Source organism: Aestuariivita sp. (genome assembly GCF_021404545.1).
Lineage (GTDB): Bacteria > Pseudomonadota > Alphaproteobacteria > Rhodobacterales > Rhodobacteraceae > Aestuariivita.
Genome location: NZ_JAAWWD010000011.1, coordinates 1 through 16,643 on the forward strand (window position 1 = coordinate 1; position 16,643 = coordinate 16,643).

Genomic DNA, 16,643 nt, shown 5'->3' on the forward strand with positions numbered 1-16,643 from the left:
TGGGGGGGTGTGGCATGCGCCCCGGGGCAGACACAACACGTGATGAGGGTTGTACTACGAGGTTTGTCTGAGCTCTCGCATGTGCGCCTGCCCGCTGGGTGCGCTCTTGTGTGTTGGGGGGCCCGCCCCCCGGCCCTGGGGCCCCCCCCGCCGGTATTTTGAAAGAGAAGAATGAAAAGGAGCGGCTCCTGGCTTCTTCTGGCCTTAAATATTCCCAGGGTTTGGGACAGCGTCCCAAGGCCCGTGCGGCCGCGCACAAATAGAACAGAATGCGGCGCAGCCGCTCCGGCAAATCACACCCATTGACACAGGCTCGGCACCGGTTATAAGCGCGGCTTCATTGGTGTTGGTGGCCCCCGCAAGGGGTTCCCTGTCGTCCTGGCCAAATCCGGGGAGAGGACAACGCCCTTCGACAAAGCGCTTCATCCCGAAAACTGGGAACCGGATTTCGGACGAGATGAAGGGTAAATACGCATACGAAGGAGATCAGCCGTGACGAAACGCACGTCTGCCAAGTACAAAATCGATCGCCGGATGGGCGAAAACATCTGGGGCCGTCCGAAATCCCCAGTCAACCGCCGCGAATATGGTCCCGGCCAGCACGGTCAGCGCCGCAAGGGCAAGCTGAGCGATTTTGGCATCCAGCTGCGCGCGAAGCAAAAGCTCAAAGGCTATTACGGCGATCTGACAGAAAAGCAGTTCCGCCGCATCTATGCCGAGGCCGAGCGGGTCAAGGGCGACACCGGTGAGAACCTGATCGGTCTGCTGGAGCGCCGCCTGGACGCGGTTGTCTATCGTGCCAAATTCGTCCCCACCGTTTTTGCCGCGCGTCAGTTCGTCAACCACGGTCATGTCCGGGTGAACGGTAAGAAGGTCAACATCCCCTCCTACCGCGTTAAAGAGGGCGACGTCATCGAAGTGCGGGACCGCTCCAAACAGCTCGCCATCGTGCTGGAGGCCGCTCAGCTACCTGAGCGCGATGTGCCCGATTATCTGGACGTGGACCACTCCAAGATGACCGCAGCTTTCGTGCGCACCCCCGGCCTGGGCGATGTGCCCTACCCGGTGATGATGGAACCGAACCTGGTTGTGGAATTCTACGCCAAGAACTGATTGCGGCGCGGGTCAGCACCTGTTCAAAAGCCCTGCCGAATGGCGGGGCTTTTCGTTTGCGCGCAAAGGTCAGGCCCGGCGCACCTCGACTACCGCTCCGAACCCCGCCTGTCCGACGGAAAACGAAAACCCTGTGAGTGCGGAACCGGGCACGACCGAGGCGCCATCGGTCAGCGCATTGAACCCCGGCCAGCCATCCCGGATCCAGACCGCGCCGGTTGGCATCCGGCGGGTTACCTTTGCCTGCGCCTCAAAGCGGCCGTGCGGGCTGGTGATCTCTATGGCGTCACCATCGGCGATGCCCCGGAGCACCGCATCGTCAGGCGCCATCCACAGCATCGGCGCAGCCTCGCGCGCGGCCAGTGTGGGCAGAGCGCGGGCGTGGTCGTAGAAGGAATGGAAATGAGCAAAGGTGCGGCCCTGCGCCAGCACCAGTCCGCCCGCGCGCACCGCATCCATCGCCGGTATCTGGGGTAAACCGGGCAGGCCCATATCCACTGCCTTTTTCGAGAAAAATTCGATCTTTCCGGAGGGGGTGTGAAACGCATATGTCGGATACGCCACATGCGAGATCCGCAACGCTTCGCGTCCGCCCTGCGCGCGCAGGTCCGCGACCGTTGCGTGCCCAGTTGCGGGATGGTCCAAAACCGCATCCATCGCCGCCACCTGATCGGCCCAGGGATAGACATCCGCCACCCCCAGCCGCGCGGCAAGACCCTGATAGAGGCGATAGAGCGGGCGCGCCTGCCCTGCAGGCTCCAGCGCCTGATCGGAGAGATAGACGTGGGTGTTGGTCGCCTTGGCGCCAGTCTCCTCCAGCCAGATGGTACCCGGCAGCACGATATCCGCCACCTCCCGGGTGGTTTGGTTTGCAAAGATATCATAGGCCACAAACAGATCGAGCCGGGCAAGTGCCGCGCGCACCCGGTCCGTATCAGGAAAAGACGACAGGAAATTCGAGCCCAGCGAAAGCAGGACCTTGACCTGCCCACTCTCGATTGCTTCGATGATCGCCTCCATCTGGTTGGGGATATAGGCCCCGGCAAGGCGACGGTCGGCGGCGGAAAGATCGGTGAACCCAGCGCCATGGCTACGCGCCCCGTGGCGCGGACCGATCCCGGCCCCGGGTTTGCCGAAATTGCCCGTCAGCCCGGGCAGGCACGAGATCGCGCGGGCCGCCATCCAGGTATTGGCCGTCTTGTGCAGCGACGAGCCCCCGATCACGATCATCGCCGGGCGCGTGCCCGCGTAGGCGCGGGCCAACGCCACGATACGCTCTGCCCCAACACCTGTCCGGGCTGCGGCCCATTCGGGTGTCATCGGTGTCAGATGCGCCGCAAGCGCGTCAAAGCCGACGGTATGATCGGCGACGAAATCGGCGTCATAGAGCCCCTCGGCCACGATGACCTGCATCATCGCCAGTGCCAGCGCGGTATCGGTGCCCGGATGCAGCAGGATCACGTCATGTGCCAGCGCGCTCAGTTCCGTGCGGCGCACATCAATGACCACGATGCGGGCGCCACGCCGTTTGGCGGCCTCCACATGTTTGATCGTATTGGCCTGGCTGACCGTGTTTGCGCCCCACAGAATGATCATCTCGGAATGGGCGCCCATATCCTCCTTGGTGGAGGTTTCAAGCGCGCCGGTCAGGCCCAGGCCAAGCCCTCCCAGCCCCCAGCAGATCATTGCAGGGTTCCAATACTGGCAGCCATAGAGATTGGCGAACCGCTCCATCTGCGCGCGTTTGAGGCCAAAGCCATAATCGTTGACCGCGTTGCCGTGCCCCTGCCAGAGGCCCACGGCCTCGCGGCCCACACCCTCCATCGCAGCGGCGATGCGGTCCATCGCGGCGTCCCATGTGGTGGTCTGCCAACTCTCCGTGCCGCGCGCTTCGCGTATCAAAGGCGTCAGAAGCCTGCGATCATTGCCAACGATTTCATGGGCGGCATTGCCCCGCATGCACAAAAACCCCTGGCTGTCGGGATTGCTGTCATCGCCGGTGATGGACACTTCGCCCGTGCCGGTCACGGTCACCGTCATCCCGCACAGCGTCGGGTGGCAGTTCATCGGGCACATGGTCTGGACAGTTGTGGTATCGGACATGGCCCCCCCGGCGCTCGACGATGGTTGTGTGCCAAGCATAGGCAAAGTGCCCGCCACATCAACTCATCGGATCAATCGGCAAAAAGATGATCGGACCGCGCGATTTCCATCGCCCGCTCGGTCGGGATGTCCAGAAACGCCGCCAGTTTCTCGGCGTTTTCCTCGGGTTCCGCGGATTCCTGCATGCGGTAATGATTGGGAAAGTTGGCATCCCGCATCTGGTCGCTTTGATAGGTCATGTCATTGCGGATCGTGGGCAACAGGCGTTGCAAGGTGGCCTGCTTGGTCTGTTCGCCGGCCAGACCCACACGCATGGCATGACCGGTCAGATACCTGTCGGTAAAGGTACACTCCACCTCCAGCATCTTGGTGCGCGACCGGTCAGTGTAGAAATCATGCATCAGATCCAGGTTTTCAGGGTCCATGCACACAATCAGACGGTCGGTCTCGTAATAGTCAAACAGCATCCGCATCAGCGCCCGGCGATGCCGGGTGCGCTTCCACAGGCTGGACTGGATACCGCCAAGATCTGGGATCGGTGTGTCCTCTTCGTTGAATACATACTCGATCGTGGGCAGATTGGTGACCTGCCGGATCCGTTGGAGCAGCCGTTTGGCCACATGCCATTTCTTGCACACCACGATCATCAGCTCACGCTCGCGACCCAAGGTGCTTTCGGTTTCCCAAAACCGCATCGCGAAGCGGCGCCCGATGCGACCGCGCCCGGTCAGGAAGTTGTGCAGGCTGCGCCCCTCGTTGGAGGTGCGAAACGTCATGTCGGTGGCGGCATAGACATGGCCCAGGCGGCGCTTGAGCTCTGTCGCCTCGGGGCTGATCTTGCGCGCGAAAAGGAAATCCTGCGACAGCAGAAGGTCATAGTGATCGTTGTAGAACGTCACCGGCATCCCGTAATCGGAAAACATCAGAAAGGTCAGCGTGCGCGAATTGATCTCGTCCGCGGGGATCAGATGGCGCACCAGCGTCTGAAAGAAGGTCTCATCCGGGATCCAGGTGGTCCTAAAAAACCGCACGACATCGGGGCGCTTGGCAATGAATTTCAGGATCGCCTCGACCGTTCGGCGGCGCAGGCAGCACCACTGACTGCCGATCATCACCTGAATGTCGGCAGGCACATCCCGGGTCAGGCCCAGCCGTTTCTGTATCTCATAAAGCGTGTAAAAGAGCCGCTTGTACTTTCGTTCGTTCACCAGATGGCGATAAACCAGCCGTTCTTCCTTCCAGCCGGTCTTGATCCAGTCGCTTTCGAAGAAATCCGCGCTTTCCACGAAATCGACGTCGTTTTCATCCAGGAACCCATGCACATATTCCGCCGTCTTGATCGCCATGCAATCGCCCGACAGCATGTAAAAATGGGTGGCGCGCGGAAAAGCGTCTATGGCGGACTGGATCGCATTCAGCGTGGCCTGAACCAGCGACCATTCTCCCCAACCGCACTTGATGCGGGTATGGGCAAAGGTGACATTAGGGTTGTCGGCCAGCGCCGCGCGGATCTGTCGATAGTCCTCAGACCTGGCGCGCGCGTCGAAATGGATCGACATGTAATCACCCACAGCCGTCAGACGCTGCGCCTGCTGGATGATCGCATCGGGGTCTTTGTGGCAGAGCAGGATATAGGCTATTTTTGCCATACTGGAAACGAACCGCCTTGAGCTTCAGGACTTGTTTCTTCTTGATAATGGTGAAGACCAATTGAATAAACACGGAAATTTTGTTCTTTTGTGGCAAAAGTAAGCCGGGCGCCCAGAGTGGCAACCCGGACGACGGAGGCGGAACGGATGGGCTTTCCAGGGACCTGGATGACTGAAAGCGAAAGTGTGGTGTATCGGGTCGTGCCCAAATGCGCCTGTTCGACCATCGGTCAGATCATGTATTTTTCCGATCATGGCCGATTTTTCGATGGCGACATCCATGACGCCCAGGCCGGTATGCACAAATGGGCAATCGAGGACAGTCAGGACCCGATCAGCCGGAATGTGCAAAACCACCAGAGCTATGCGTTTACCTGCGTGCGCAACCCCTATACCCGGATCCTGAGTTCGTTTTTCGACAAGATCTGCGGCATTCAGCGCAATGGCAAACGTTATCGCGGCAATCTGGTACCGCTGTTGGTGCAGAAATACGGGATCGAGGTCGGCGGCGAGGACGGTCGGGAGGAATTCGACCAGATCAAGTCGTTTCGCCGGTTCCTGCTGTTTGCCCGCGATACCATCCGCTGGCGCAGGCCGATGGATCCGGATATTCACTGGTCGGCCATGTCAGGCCATATCTCGACCTTCATCGTGAATGGCGGGCGGTATGACCAGATCTTCTGGACAGAGAGCTTTAACGACGGGATGGCCCAGGTTCTGCGCGCGATCGAGACACCGCAACAGGTCGATCTGGACGCCATTCCTCGCTTTAACGAAAGCGAAGGGCATGGTCCCAAACGCGCGCATCCGGTTGAGGATTACTTTGACGATCTCTCGATGCATCTGATGTATGAAATGTATCATCGGGATTTCGATCTGTTCAGGTACGACTTTGACAATCCCGCGAACAAGATGCCGGTCGGCGAGATTGATCTGGACGAGGTTCACGCCAAACTGGGCGACTGAGGCACCAGAAAATGACGCATTTTCTGGGACGGCGCCCTGCCTCGCCCTCGGCGCTGCGGTTTTCTGGCCCGCGCGGGGGCGGATTATCCTGTATCGGATCGGTGGGTCTGGTTGGATGCCCTAGACCCCTGAGGGTGCGTCGCGGGTGGCGATGGCACGGTCACTGTCAGCGCGTCTGCGTGGCACGACAGCCCGCCGAGATCCGGCATCAGCCAATCGGACCCGATCAGCGTTCGGAAAGTGACAGTCAAATTGCTCGTCTGGCGCGATGGTCTGCTGCCGCAGGCGCCCATCGCGAGGCCGGTCGCACAGGCACGCCTGATCCCGGATACAGTTCGGGGGCGCCGATCTGCGCCTGCATTCTCGGCGCCACGCGGGCCTGTCGCGATACGCTCTTCACAGGAGTTGGGCGCCAGAGCCAGGACCGAACAGACAAAACGCTCCATCTTCACCTTTGATCCAGCACTTCGACACTCAGTATGGTGGGCAGGTGTCTGGCGATCTCGCCCCATGTATCGCCCTCGTCGCGGCTGGCAAAGACCGAGCCGCTATTGGTGCCGAAATAGAGACCCGCCGGATCCCGCGTGTCGCCTGCCATCGCCTGTCTCAGAACGGTGAAGAAACACCCCTCCTGAGGCAACCCACGGCGCAGGTCCTGCCAGCTCTTCCCGCCGTCACGGCTGCGCCATACGGCAGCGGCAGCATCTGGCGGAAACCGACCGGCGCTGTCGCCGTTCAACGGCAGGGTCCAGATCGTATCGGGATCCCTGGGATGAACCCGGATCGGGAATCCGAATGTCGAGGGAAGCCCGTCGGTGATGTCGTCCCAGCTGCGGCCGCCGTCTCCAGAGCGCCAGACACCGTGGTGGTTTTGCTGATAAAGTAGATCGTCCGGGCCCGCCCCACGCACCATGTTGTGAACGCAGTGACCTGTCTCACCATCACGCGGAGCGGCTGGATGATCGTGATGCTGGCATGCTTGTGTGTTGGACAGACGGTTGCGGCGCTGCCAGGTTGCGCCGCCATCCTCGGTCGCAAAGACACCCGCTGCCGAAATGCCCACCCACAGCTTCTTGGGATTATCCGGATCCGTCACGATGGTGTGCAACACCAACCCCGCCGCCCCGGGGTTCCAGGCCTTGGCGGACGGATGGTCGGTCAGACCGTCGAGCCGTCTCCAGGTCTTGCCACCATCCCCGCTGGCAAGCAGGCCCGCAGGCTTGGTGCCCGCATAGAGCGTGCCATGGTCGTAGGCCAGGGACCAAATCTGCGAAAACGTGTCGGCAAAGGGAAGCGGTGTGTCGGTCCAGTTGATCATCTGAGCAAAATCAGGATCCTCGGCGGCCCAGTCATCCATCGTGCCCCTGGTCAGCCGCGTCAAAGCCCACGTCTCGCCCGCGTCCTGTGACGACCAGATCCCAGCCCCGGTCCAATCGCCCCCGCCACCTGCCCAAAGGGTCCCGTTCGCGGGATCGGCAATCACATGGTTGATCGGCCAGCCGTCACAAAAGGGGCCCCTCGGCGCGCCGTTGTTCGGATCCTTGCCGGACCGCATAAGAAACGCGCCTTTTGTGGTGCCAATGAGAAGGGTCATTTCATCCAAGGGCATCTGGATACCTCCAATCTTGGATAAGAGCGGTGCCGTGGGCAGGTCCCGAAGGCGGCCGCGCAGAACCAACCTTGGCACCGGCAGCACGGGACAGGACGCCCCTTTGAGAGGTTCTCGGCGACCGGACCTGCCGGGCCCGGGGGCCTATCGCATCCCCGCACACCATCCGACCCCGCGATGCGCGCGCCCAATCCGGATCCCGTCGGCATCGTTGCGCGGGCGCTGCCATCCGCCGACCGGTCTCGTACATGGCGATTGGCCGTCCGGGGTCCATCATGCTTCCACCACGGTCTGGAAACTTGCGAAAATCATCCTTTGACCATCGAAGGGCATCGGGTTCGCTTTGCTCGCGGCCTGCATTTCGGCCATCACAGCCTGCATCTTTGCGTCATGTGTCGCCTTGTCCGGCCAGATCACATGGGAATAGGCGACGGTCTCATCTGGTGCGCATTTGACTGCCATCGGAAAGGAAGTGGTCTGCCCCTCGGGAACGTCATCCCCCCAGGCGTCAACGGCGGCAAGCGCTCCGTGTTTAATGAAGAGAGGTGTCAGATCTTTCGAGTGGGCAACAAATGCCTCCTTGTTCGAGGTCGGGACGGCATAGACTGCCACGGTGATATAGGTCATGGGTAATCTCCTTCGGTTGGCGTCCATCAAATGCGAGATTGAGCGCGGCGATATCGGCCGTTTCATGGCGAACACGGCCTGACGCGCGCGCAGACATCCGATCCGCGAAATTTCTTTTGCGGTTGCACGCGCAAAGCGTTCGTCCGTCAAGATTTCGGCTGTGGTCGGGATCGTCCACGTTGCGAAACCGTGGGCAGGACGGATGAAGCGACCCCCACACCTGTGAAGGATACGACAAATGCGCGTCCCGGTCAGGGTTGTCAGAGTGGTTTGGCGGGTCATGAGGAAAATGGTCCTCCCTCCACATGCCGGTGCGGCATGACGCTTCATCTTATTGACATTTATGTTGATGTCAACCTAATTACCTCTCATGCGATCCGACCTTCCCCTGGCAGTGACCCATGAAGTCCGCGACCGGTGTTTATGTCTGCACCTGCAACGGGCCGCGCGCGCCATCGGTCGGCGGTTCGACACCGCCCTGCGCCCGGTTGGGCTGACCCATGGTCAATACTCCCTCCTGGTGTCGCTGAACCGACCTGATCCGCCCAAGATCAGAGACCTGGCACAGTTTCTTGCGATGGACCGCACAACGCTCACCGCGAACATCAAACCGCTTGAGCGTCGCGGGCTTCTGACGATGTGGAAGGATCCCAAGGACAGGCGGAACCGGCGGCTGGCCCTGACCGAGGCAGGTCGCAATCTTCTTGCAGAGGCTGTGCCGATCTGGCGTCAGACCCATGATGAGGTTGACCGGACCCTGAACAACAGCGACAGCGCCCCCCTGAAGGCCGATCTTATCGCACTGTCCTTCGGGCGATAGCGTCCGATCAAAGGGGGCGGGGCGGGGTCAGACCGCACCGCACGGATCCCGCAGTGGCGCATGGGCTTATGCACCGTCGAGCGTGCCTTGGATGGAATTGCCTGTGTCAACAACCGACTGCCGCGCTACGCGGAGGTCACGGGGCGCAGATACCGGCCTGCACTTGGCAAAAAAGCCAGTTCAGCGCACCTGAAAGGGCAATCGCGACGGCCTGCCCCTCTCAGAGTGTGCCGTCCCCCTTGGGCAGGCATATCGCAAAGACCGTCCCGGAGTCGTCGGTCTTTTTCAGTTCCAGCATACCGCCATGACCCCGCACGAGTTCAGCGGCGATGGCCAGGCCCAGACCAGACCCCCCTTTGCGGGCACCGCCCTGGAACGGGGTAAACAGATGTTCGCGCGCCTTGGGTGGCAGGCCGGGGCCGGTATCGGAAATCTCGATCCACCAGGCCTCGTCATCCTCATAGGCGCGCACGTTGATTTCCCCGGGTTGGCCGGTTGAGGCAATCGCCTGCCGCGCATTGCGGACAAGATTGGAGATCACGCGGAACAGCTGTTCGGGATCGGCGCGCAGGCTCATCATCGCCGGGATATCCTCGGCAAAGCTGATAGATCTGCTGTCCTCGCTCAGTCGCTCGCTGTCGAGCACGTCCGAGACCACGTCAATCAGCTGAAACACCGCCAGGGTCGGCGCAGGCTCTTCGGCACGTCCGAAGGCCAAGGTGCTCTCGCACAGCGACACCGCACGGCGGATCGAGTTCACGAGCTTGGGGGCCAGTCGGCTGACCAGAGGGTCTTCGCTCAACTCGATACGGTCGGTGAAGAGCTGGGCCGAGGTGAGGATGTTGCGCAAATCGTGGCTGACCTTGGCAACAGCGCCGCCCAGCTGCGCCAGCCGTTCCTTTTGCTTGAGCGAATGGGTGAGGTCGGTCTGCAACTGAAAAAGCGCCTCTTCGGCTTCGCGCAGTTCCGTCACACCGGCACCGGGCTGGATGATGCGCCGGGCATCCTCCGGCGCGCTGGCATAGCGCTGCATCGAGCCGACCACCCGCTTGATCGGTTTAACCAGAAAGATCCGCACCGCGATGAACAACAACAGCGCCGTAAAGATCGAGATCACTGCCGACAAAATCAGTATGCGGATGCCGAATTCGATCATCGCCTCGCGCATCGGCCGGGTGTCCATCGTCACCTCGATCAGAAGGCCCGCTTCGCGCACCGGCGCGCCGATCACCCGGATCACCTCGTTTTCCGGCCGGGCCAGGCGCCACATCGCATCGCGGATCAGCACGAATGCCCCGGGATCGCGCAGATCGACCGTCATTTCGATCGGGCGCGGCATCGGCGAGGACAGCACCAGCTGACGCACCTCGTCACGGCGCAACACCACGTTGAACACCTCGGCATTCTCCAGCAGTTCCTTTTCCAGCTCGCTGGTGAGCATGTCATCGGCCAAAAGCGCAAGCGACGCGATTTGTGCCCGTTCGAGCCGGTCGAGCATATAATCTTCACGGAACCGCGCGACCGAGGGCACAAAGATCAAGACCTCTGCCAACATCACAAAGATGATGGTCAGGATCAGGAACCTGCCCGACAGCGAGTTGAGCATACGGCCTCTCTTGGGTTACGGGATCCAGCGCTGGACAAAGCGGACGACCCGTTTGACCGTAGGGTTATCAAACAATCGCGGTGTGAAATAGGCCCCAGCGGCGCGTTTGTTCACCTCACCGATGGTGGGATAAGGGCTGACCATAGCGGCGATCTGGCTCATCTTCATCTTGTTGGCCAGCGCCAGCGCCCAAAGGTTGATCAACTCGCCTGCCTGATACCCCACAATCGAGGCGCCCACGGGCCGTCCCTTGACCACCATTACCTTGATCAGTCCCCTGGTCTTGCGTTCCGCAATCGCGCGGTCGTTGTGGAGATATTCGAACCGCACGACCTCCAGCTTGGTCCCGTGTTCCCTACGCGCCTGCGCCTCGGTCAAACCGACCTGGGCCAGTTCGGGATCGGTATAGGTCGCCCAGGGGATATGCGCGATCCTGACCTTGGACGGCAAGCCGAACAGCATCGACCGGATGATGACACCGGCGTGATAGCCCGCCACATGGGTGAATTGCAGCCCGCCCGCCACATCGCCGATGGCATAGACCTTCTTGTTGGTGGTGCGCAGGCTTGCGTCGGTCTGGATCCCGGTCTTTGTGGTCTTGATACCCGCCGCCTCCAGGCCCAGCCGGTCGGTATTGCTTTGCCGCCCGACCGCCATCAACAGATGCGAGCCTTTGAACAGGCGGCCATCCTTGGTGTGGATCTCGATCGCGCCTGCGGCACCGGTGATCTTTTCGGCCAGAGCATCTTCGGCGATCTCGACCCCTTCGTCGCGCAGGCTGTCCAGCACGACCTTGGCAAGCTCGGGATCGTCCTTGCCCAGCGCCTTGGCGCCTTCGATCACCGTGACCTTGCTGCCCAGGCGGATATGGGCCTGGGCCATCTCCATTCCGATAGGACCCCCGCCAACGATCAGCAGGTGATCGGGGCGCGCGCGCAGATCGAAGATCGTCTCGTTGGTCTCGTAGGGCACGTCCTCAAGCCCTGGCACCGGCGGCACGAAGGGGCGCGAGCCCGTGGCGATCACCACGCGCCTTGCGCTGATCACATAGTCGCCCGCCGCGACTTCGGCGGGAGAGATGAAGGTGCCAAATTCGCGGATGACACGGACGCCGAACCCCTCGAACCGTTCCTGACTGTCGACCGGCGCGATCTGGGCGATCACGTCATGCACGTGATCCTTGGCGGCGGCATAGTCGATCCGGGGCACCACGTCGGCCACACCGTATTGCCCGGCATGGGCCTGCGCGTAAGCGGCCTTGCCACTGGCGATCAGCGCCTTGGACGGCACACACCCGAAGTTCAGGCAATCGCCGCCCATCTTGTGCCCTTCGAGCAGGACCACATCGGCCCCCATCTGGCTGGCGCCCGCAGCCACGGACAGGCCACCGGACCCGGCGCCAATGACCAGGATGTCGGTCTTGATACGTTCCATGAGGCTCAGATCTCTTTCTTGCCGCGAATGGCTTTGACCACAATGGGAAGGGCGGCCAGAGCAGCCAGACCCAGGATCGGGCCGATAACCTGCGGCGCCCAGAGCAGTGACAGGTCCGGGTTTTCTCCGCGATCGAACACGGCCCCCACACCCACACCGATCCAGGTAAAGACCAGCGCGCCCGGAATGATGCCCAGCGCCGTGGTCCAGAAGAAGTTAAAGAACCGCACCCCCACAAGCGCAGGCACCAGATTGGCGACGAAGAAGGGCACCGCGGGCACCAAGCGCAACAAAAACAGCACGCTGATCTCGTTCTCGCGCAATCCGGTCTGGAGCTTTTTGAGTTTGCCATCAGAGGCTTGGATCTTGGCCATCAGCATGTCACCCAGGCCCCAGCGGGCCGCGGCAAAGATCAGGCTGGCCCCGATGGTGGCGGAAAACACATTGAACACAGTGCCCGCCGCGAGGCCGAACAGGAACCCGCCCGTGACCGAGGCGACGGCAGCACCAGGCAGCGAAAACGCCACGATCGCCACATAGATCAGGACAAAGATCGCCGCGAGACCCGCGAAATTCGCGTCGCGAAATGCCAAGAGCGCCTCGCGATTGTCACGCAAGGTCTCGAAACTCAGCGTGTCGCGCAGCACAAATGCCCCAATAATCGCCACAGTTAGAATAGCGAGGAGCGGCAGATGCCGATTGAGCCCGCGCTTGGCGGGTGCGGCGGTATGTTCGGCGTGATCGGTCATGCCGGTCTCCTGCGTGGTGTCAGGCCTCAACATGTACCTCTCCAGGGTGATGTGGTACCCTCTTCACGCCTGCTTGATGCGGGGTGACAGGTGACGTGAGGATTTTCCCGTTCCAGACGCTGGATTGAAACAATTGCCGCTCTATCGCGGGATATTTGTTGCAGGAAGGTGGCCAAATCGACTGTCTGAGGGTTTGACTTAACTGCCAAGGCGCTTTAGAGGACGGGCTTCGATTACATGACCGGGGGCGAATCCGCGCCGCCTGGCCCCAAAAACCGGAGTTGGAGCGATGAAACGCACCTATCAACCCTCGAACCTTGTTCGCAAGCGCCGCCACGGGTTCCGCGCCCGCATGGCGACCAAGGCGGGACGCAAGATCCTGAACGCGCGCCGTGCCCGCGGCCGCAAAGAGCTGAGCGCCTAAGCGCGTCTTCAGCCGCGCGAGTTTTCTTGAGCTTATGACACCGCCGGAGGCCCCCATGGATGGCTCAGCCACCCAAGGGAATATACCTCCGGCGGTGTCCGTTTGTCTGACCGTGCTCAAGAAGCGCTCGGATTTTCTGCGCGCGGCCCGTGCGCGCAGGCAAGGCACTTCCGGCATGATGGTCCAGGCACGCGCACGCGGCCCGAATGAGGGTCCGGGCATGCGCGTGGGCTTTACCTGCTCCAAGAAGGTCGGCAACGCCGTGGCGCGCAACCGCGCCAAGCGTCGGCTGCGCGAGGTCGCGCGCCTTGTGCTGCCAATGCATGGTCACGACGGGTGGGATTACGTGCTGATCGGGCGCGCGGAGGCGACCGCCAGCCTCCCGTTCGAGCGGCTCCAGGACGATTTGCGCATGGCATTGCGCAAGATCCATGGCCCGGCATGAGTCCGCTGGCCCACATCGCCGCCCTGCCGGTGCGCGCCTATCGGCTGATCTTTTCGCCCTGGGTCGGCTTTAACTGTCGCTATCAGCCGACATGCAGTGTCTACGCGCTTGAAGCGTTGGAGCGGCACGGGGCCGTAAAGGGCAGCGTTCTGGCGCTGCGCCGGATCGGGCGCTGTCATCCCCTGGGCGGTTCGGGATACGATCCGGTGCCGGATGCCGACACCAAAGACCAATCCAAGGATCGCTAACGACCGAAGTCTTCAGGCAATCCGTGCGGCCCATGATAGGCGTGATCTGCACGACGCATTTGCCGATAGTGACAAGATTGCGGGCAATCGCGGTGATGGCAGTGCAAGCTTTGCTCGCCTGGCCCAGACGACCAGACGGAAGGTTCGGTGCCTGGGGGCGCAACGGGCCGCCTGGATCGCCTGATGGACACAGCCGCTAAACCAAAAGGGCCTGATCGGCGATGTTGGTGGCCCGCCTGGTGGGCATCTGATCCGCAGCACGCCCCGACAGGGTCAGTGCCATATCTTGCAGAAATCCATCATTGTCGAACCACCAGCGATGCGAATAGGTCATTGTCTGGTCCGAGGTCGGCACATCCTTTTTGTATTGCTCGTTGCAATAAACGTCCTGGTGCCCCGTGGCCAGCAAGCTCGGCATCCCGACATGTCCCACACGCTCACGTCCGCCATTGATCAGACCTCCGGACAGGGCAAGGACGCGGTCGCGACCGGAATAGTAGTTGGTGAACCGGCGGCTGCGCTGGTTCAGAACCAGCGATCCCCAGGCGCCTCTCTCGAGCCAGACACTGTCAACGTCGCCCGCGGCAAAGATCACCTGATCGGCGCTCCAAGCGCCCTGTCCCGGCCCGATCGCATCGCCGAAATCTGAAAACCCGCGCAGGACCACCAAGGCGCCCATGGAATGCGCCATCAGATGGACCCGTGGTTTGGGAGACATGCCCAGCAACGGCACCATCCCGTCTTTCACCAGATACTGAGCCACCTCTTTGGCATCAGACCGGTCCCGATTGTAGTTGAGCACCGAGCCATCGCTGGGCCAGTCATAGCTCACGACCGCGCCGGTATAGCCATGTGCCCTCAGGCCTGTCTCCATCCTCTCCATCCGGCGCAGCATGTCGGCCTGCGATGTGTTAAACCCATGCACATAGATCACAACATCGCGGGTGCCGCCCGCTTGCCTGACCTGCGCCAGCCAGTTGTCGCGCGACAGGATGCCGCCCGCCCATCCGCCGCCGCCCGGATTGGTGCCGGTGATGGCCACATAACGGGTCAGCGCGGCCGGATTGTTGGTGAATTTTTTTTGTTGCGCGTTGAAGGTGCGCCGGGAAAAGAACAATGCCATGGAAAAGCCTATGAGGAGATTGATGAAAGCTCCACTATGGCATTGATTGTAGGATCCGCAAATCCCGTGCGGATCAGGACAGTTTTTCAAAGATGATGATGACCTCGCCGATATCCACGCCAAACCGTTTCATATAGGCACGGTTCAAGAGCCGATCCCCGGACAGCAGCCACATCCAATCGTCGAAGGTCACACGCAGGGTGCCCTCGGGCACAGGCAGGTCGATGGTGTAGTGCCAGTTGAACGTGTCGCCCCGCTCCTTGCCCCGGGCGGTTCCGATCACCCCAGGCGCTGTCCCGGTCCAGCTGTCTGGGCCTGTCTTTGTGAGGGTCCAGACACGCCGCTCGGTCGAAGCGTCCTCGTAAACGAAGTCCTCAACCAGGGTCAGCCGCTGCCCGTCCCAGGTGCCGGTTATGTCAACCTCGAACCGGCGGCGGACGGTACCGAAGACATCCTGGAACTGACCATAGGCCTTGGATTGTCCGTGGAAGAACACCTCCAGATCGAGCTTGCGATCCGACACTTGGGGATCTTCGAGTGCAGGCTTGCCGGTACACGCAACGAGAAATACGGCCAGACAGGCAAAGACGATCAGATGGCGCATGGTCCGCCTCCTTGAATTCGGATGCTCAAGAAAGTGGCGCGTGGCGCGGATCTGTCGAGGCTGGGCGCGCAGAAAATGACGCATTTTCTGGGCCATTTTCTGTGTCAGAAAATGCGGCGCCTTTGACCCGGCCATGGCCAACGCACCCGAGCGCAATCTCCGCATCTTGCCGTCGGCTTGGCAAGGCACTAAAGCCTGTGGCATGCGTGACACGCCCGATGATGATATCCACGCTCTTTTTGCCGGAGCTCCCGGCAGCACAGAGTTTCGCAAGCTGCGCAAGCGGATCGTGCGCCAAACCCGTGAGGCGATCCAGCAGTACGGCATGATCCGGCGCGGCCCCAATCCCGACAGATGGCTTGTCTGCCTTTCGGGCGGCAAGGACAGCTATACCTTGTTGGCCGTACTTTATGAGTTGCAGTGGCGCGGGCTTTTGCCTGTGGACATTCTGGCGTGCAATCTCGATCAGGGCCAGCCTGGATTTCCGGCAACCGTGCTGCCCGCATTTTTGGAAAAGATGGGGGTGCCACACCGGATTGAATACCAGGACACCTATTCGATTGTGATAGATAAAGTGCCCCAAGGCCGTACGTTTTGCGCGCTGTGCTCTCGATTGCGGCGCGGGCATCTGTATCGCATCGCACGCGAGGAAGGCTGCAGCGCCGTGGTGCTTGGCCATCACCGGGACGACATCCTTGAGACCTTTTTCATGAACCTGTTTCACGGCGGCCGTCTGGCGACGATGCCTCCCAAGCTGGTGAATGAAGAGGGCGATCTTTTCCTCTATCGCCCCTTGGCCCATGTCGCCGAGGTGGATTGCGAGAAATTCGCCCGCGCCATGAACTATCCGATCATCCCTTGCGATCTGTGCGGCAGCCAGGACGGGCTACAACGCCAGCAGGTCAAACAGATCCTCGATGGGTGGGAAAAAAACAGCCCCGGCCGCCGCCAGGTGATGTTCCGGGCCTTGATGAACGCGCGCCCGTCGCATCTGCTCGATCCGAAATTGTTTGATTTCGCAGGTCTGGCCCTCAAATCCGAACAATTTGAGTCAAACGGGTCTGAAAATCCGATTTCGGATTAAGGACCAGGACACCTTGATCTCCTAGCGTCCTTGCACAGC

The 16,643-nt window shown here is 61.2% G+C and carries 16 protein-coding genes; 7 read left to right on the top strand and 9 right to left on the bottom strand.

What is annotated here, in order from left to right:
- The first annotated feature begins 492 nt into the window (after nucleotides 1-492).
- Nucleotides 493-1,113, top strand: a complete 621-nt coding sequence (rpsD, locus tag HEP69_RS06405; RefSeq protein WP_290557732.1) for a 30S ribosomal protein S4 — start codon at nucleotides 493-495, stop codon at nucleotides 1,111-1,113.
- A gap of 69 nt (nucleotides 1,114-1,182) precedes the next feature.
- Here the strand turns inward: rpsD and HEP69_RS06410 are convergent, their stop codons facing one another.
- Both HEP69_RS06410 and HEP69_RS06415 read right to left on the bottom strand, forming a co-directional pair.
- The gene (locus HEP69_RS06410) at nucleotides 1,183-3,216 is read right to left on the bottom strand and encodes a molybdopterin-dependent oxidoreductase (RefSeq protein WP_290557733.1); all 2,034 of its coding nucleotides are present in this window, start codon (nucleotides 3,214-3,216) and stop codon (nucleotides 1,183-1,185) included.
- Nucleotides 3,217-3,287: 71 nt separating this feature from the next.
- Nucleotides 3,288-4,865 (bottom strand): DUF5928 domain-containing protein, encoded by a 1,578-nt coding sequence (locus HEP69_RS06415; protein ID WP_290557734.1) that lies wholly within the window; start codon nucleotides 4,863-4,865, stop codon nucleotides 3,288-3,290.
- Nucleotides 4,866-5,012: 147 nt separating this feature from the next.
- Here HEP69_RS06415 and HEP69_RS06420 point away from each other — a divergent pair, with 147 nt between their 5' ends.
- A complete protein-coding gene (locus HEP69_RS06420) occupies nucleotides 5,013-5,831 on the top strand; it encodes a sulfotransferase family protein (RefSeq protein WP_290557796.1) in 819 nt (272 codons plus the stop codon).
- Nucleotides 5,832-6,279: 448 nt separating this feature from the next.
- On the opposite strand, the gene HEP69_RS06425 is transcribed toward HEP69_RS06420, so the two are convergent.
- The gene (locus HEP69_RS06425; protein ID WP_290557735.1) at nucleotides 6,280-7,440 is read right to left on the bottom strand and encodes an exo-alpha-sialidase; all 1,161 of its coding nucleotides are present in this window, start codon (nucleotides 7,438-7,440) and stop codon (nucleotides 6,280-6,282) included.
- Between the two features lie 273 nt (nucleotides 7,441-7,713).
- Nucleotides 7,714-8,067, bottom strand: coding sequence for a DUF1428 domain-containing protein (locus HEP69_RS06430; protein ID WP_290557736.1), 354 nt, complete (start codon nucleotides 8,065-8,067; stop codon nucleotides 7,714-7,716).
- Nucleotides 8,068-8,437: 370 nt separating this feature from the next.
- Between HEP69_RS06430 and HEP69_RS06435 the strand changes: the two genes are divergently transcribed.
- Nucleotides 8,438-8,887 carry a MarR family winged helix-turn-helix transcriptional regulator gene (locus HEP69_RS06435; RefSeq protein WP_290557737.1) on the top strand — a complete coding sequence of 150 codons (450 nt, stop codon included), beginning with the start codon at nucleotides 8,438-8,440 and terminating at the stop codon, nucleotides 8,885-8,887.
- Between the two features lie 220 nt (nucleotides 8,888-9,107).
- On the opposite strand, the gene HEP69_RS06440 is transcribed toward HEP69_RS06435, so the two are convergent.
- From HEP69_RS06440 to HEP69_RS06450, 3 genes are read right to left on the bottom strand one after another with little or no spacing between them, the layout of a single operon-like run.
- The gene (locus HEP69_RS06440; protein WP_290557738.1) at nucleotides 9,108-10,493 is read right to left on the bottom strand and encodes a HAMP domain-containing sensor histidine kinase; all 1,386 of its coding nucleotides are present in this window, start codon (nucleotides 10,491-10,493) and stop codon (nucleotides 9,108-9,110) included.
- Between the two features lie 15 nt (nucleotides 10,494-10,508).
- Nucleotides 10,509-11,927, bottom strand: a complete 1,419-nt coding sequence (locus HEP69_RS06445; protein ID WP_290557739.1) for an FAD-dependent oxidoreductase — start codon at nucleotides 11,925-11,927, stop codon at nucleotides 10,509-10,511.
- 5 nt (nucleotides 11,928-11,932) lie between these two features.
- Entirely contained in the window at nucleotides 11,933-12,676 is a 744-nt protein-coding gene (locus tag HEP69_RS06450; protein WP_290557797.1) for a TVP38/TMEM64 family protein, read from the bottom strand.
- A gap of 289 nt (nucleotides 12,677-12,965) precedes the next feature.
- On the opposite strand from HEP69_RS06450, the gene rpmH reads away from it, so the two are divergent.
- Genes rpmH through yidD form a run of 3 tightly spaced genes read left to right on the top strand, consistent with a single transcriptional unit; the run spans nucleotide 12,966 to nucleotide 13,793 of the window.
- Nucleotides 12,966-13,100 (top strand): 50S ribosomal protein L34, encoded by a 135-nt coding sequence (gene rpmH / locus HEP69_RS06455; protein WP_008554144.1) that lies wholly within the window; start codon nucleotides 12,966-12,968, stop codon nucleotides 13,098-13,100.
- Nucleotides 13,101-13,134: 34 nt separating this feature from the next.
- Nucleotides 13,135-13,545 carry a ribonuclease P protein component gene (gene rnpA, locus HEP69_RS06460; protein ID WP_290557740.1) on the top strand — a complete coding sequence of 137 codons (411 nt, stop codon included), beginning with the start codon at nucleotides 13,135-13,137 and terminating at the stop codon, nucleotides 13,543-13,545.
- The gene (gene yidD, locus HEP69_RS06465) at nucleotides 13,542-13,793 is read left to right on the top strand and encodes a membrane protein insertion efficiency factor YidD (protein WP_290557741.1); all 252 of its coding nucleotides are present in this window, start codon (nucleotides 13,542-13,544) and stop codon (nucleotides 13,791-13,793) included. The genes rnpA and yidD overlap by 4 nt, the downstream gene beginning before the upstream one ends.
- Before the next feature lie 196 nt (nucleotides 13,794-13,989).
- Here yidD and HEP69_RS06470 read toward each other — a convergent pair whose 3' ends face one another.
- Together HEP69_RS06470 and HEP69_RS06475 are read right to left on the bottom strand one after the other, a co-directional pair.
- Nucleotides 13,990-14,916, bottom strand: a complete 927-nt coding sequence (locus HEP69_RS06470; protein WP_290557742.1) for an alpha/beta fold hydrolase — start codon at nucleotides 14,914-14,916, stop codon at nucleotides 13,990-13,992.
- 73 nt (nucleotides 14,917-14,989) lie between these two features.
- A complete protein-coding gene (locus tag HEP69_RS06475; protein WP_290557743.1) occupies nucleotides 14,990-15,520 on the bottom strand; it encodes a DUF3833 domain-containing protein in 531 nt (176 codons plus the stop codon).
- A gap of 202 nt (nucleotides 15,521-15,722) precedes the next feature.
- On the opposite strand from HEP69_RS06475, the gene ttcA reads away from it, so the two are divergent.
- Entirely contained in the window at nucleotides 15,723-16,604 is an 882-nt protein-coding gene (gene ttcA, locus HEP69_RS06480; protein WP_290557744.1) for a tRNA 2-thiocytidine(32) synthetase TtcA, read from the top strand.
- The last annotated feature ends 39 nt before the right edge of the window (nucleotides 16,605-16,643 follow it).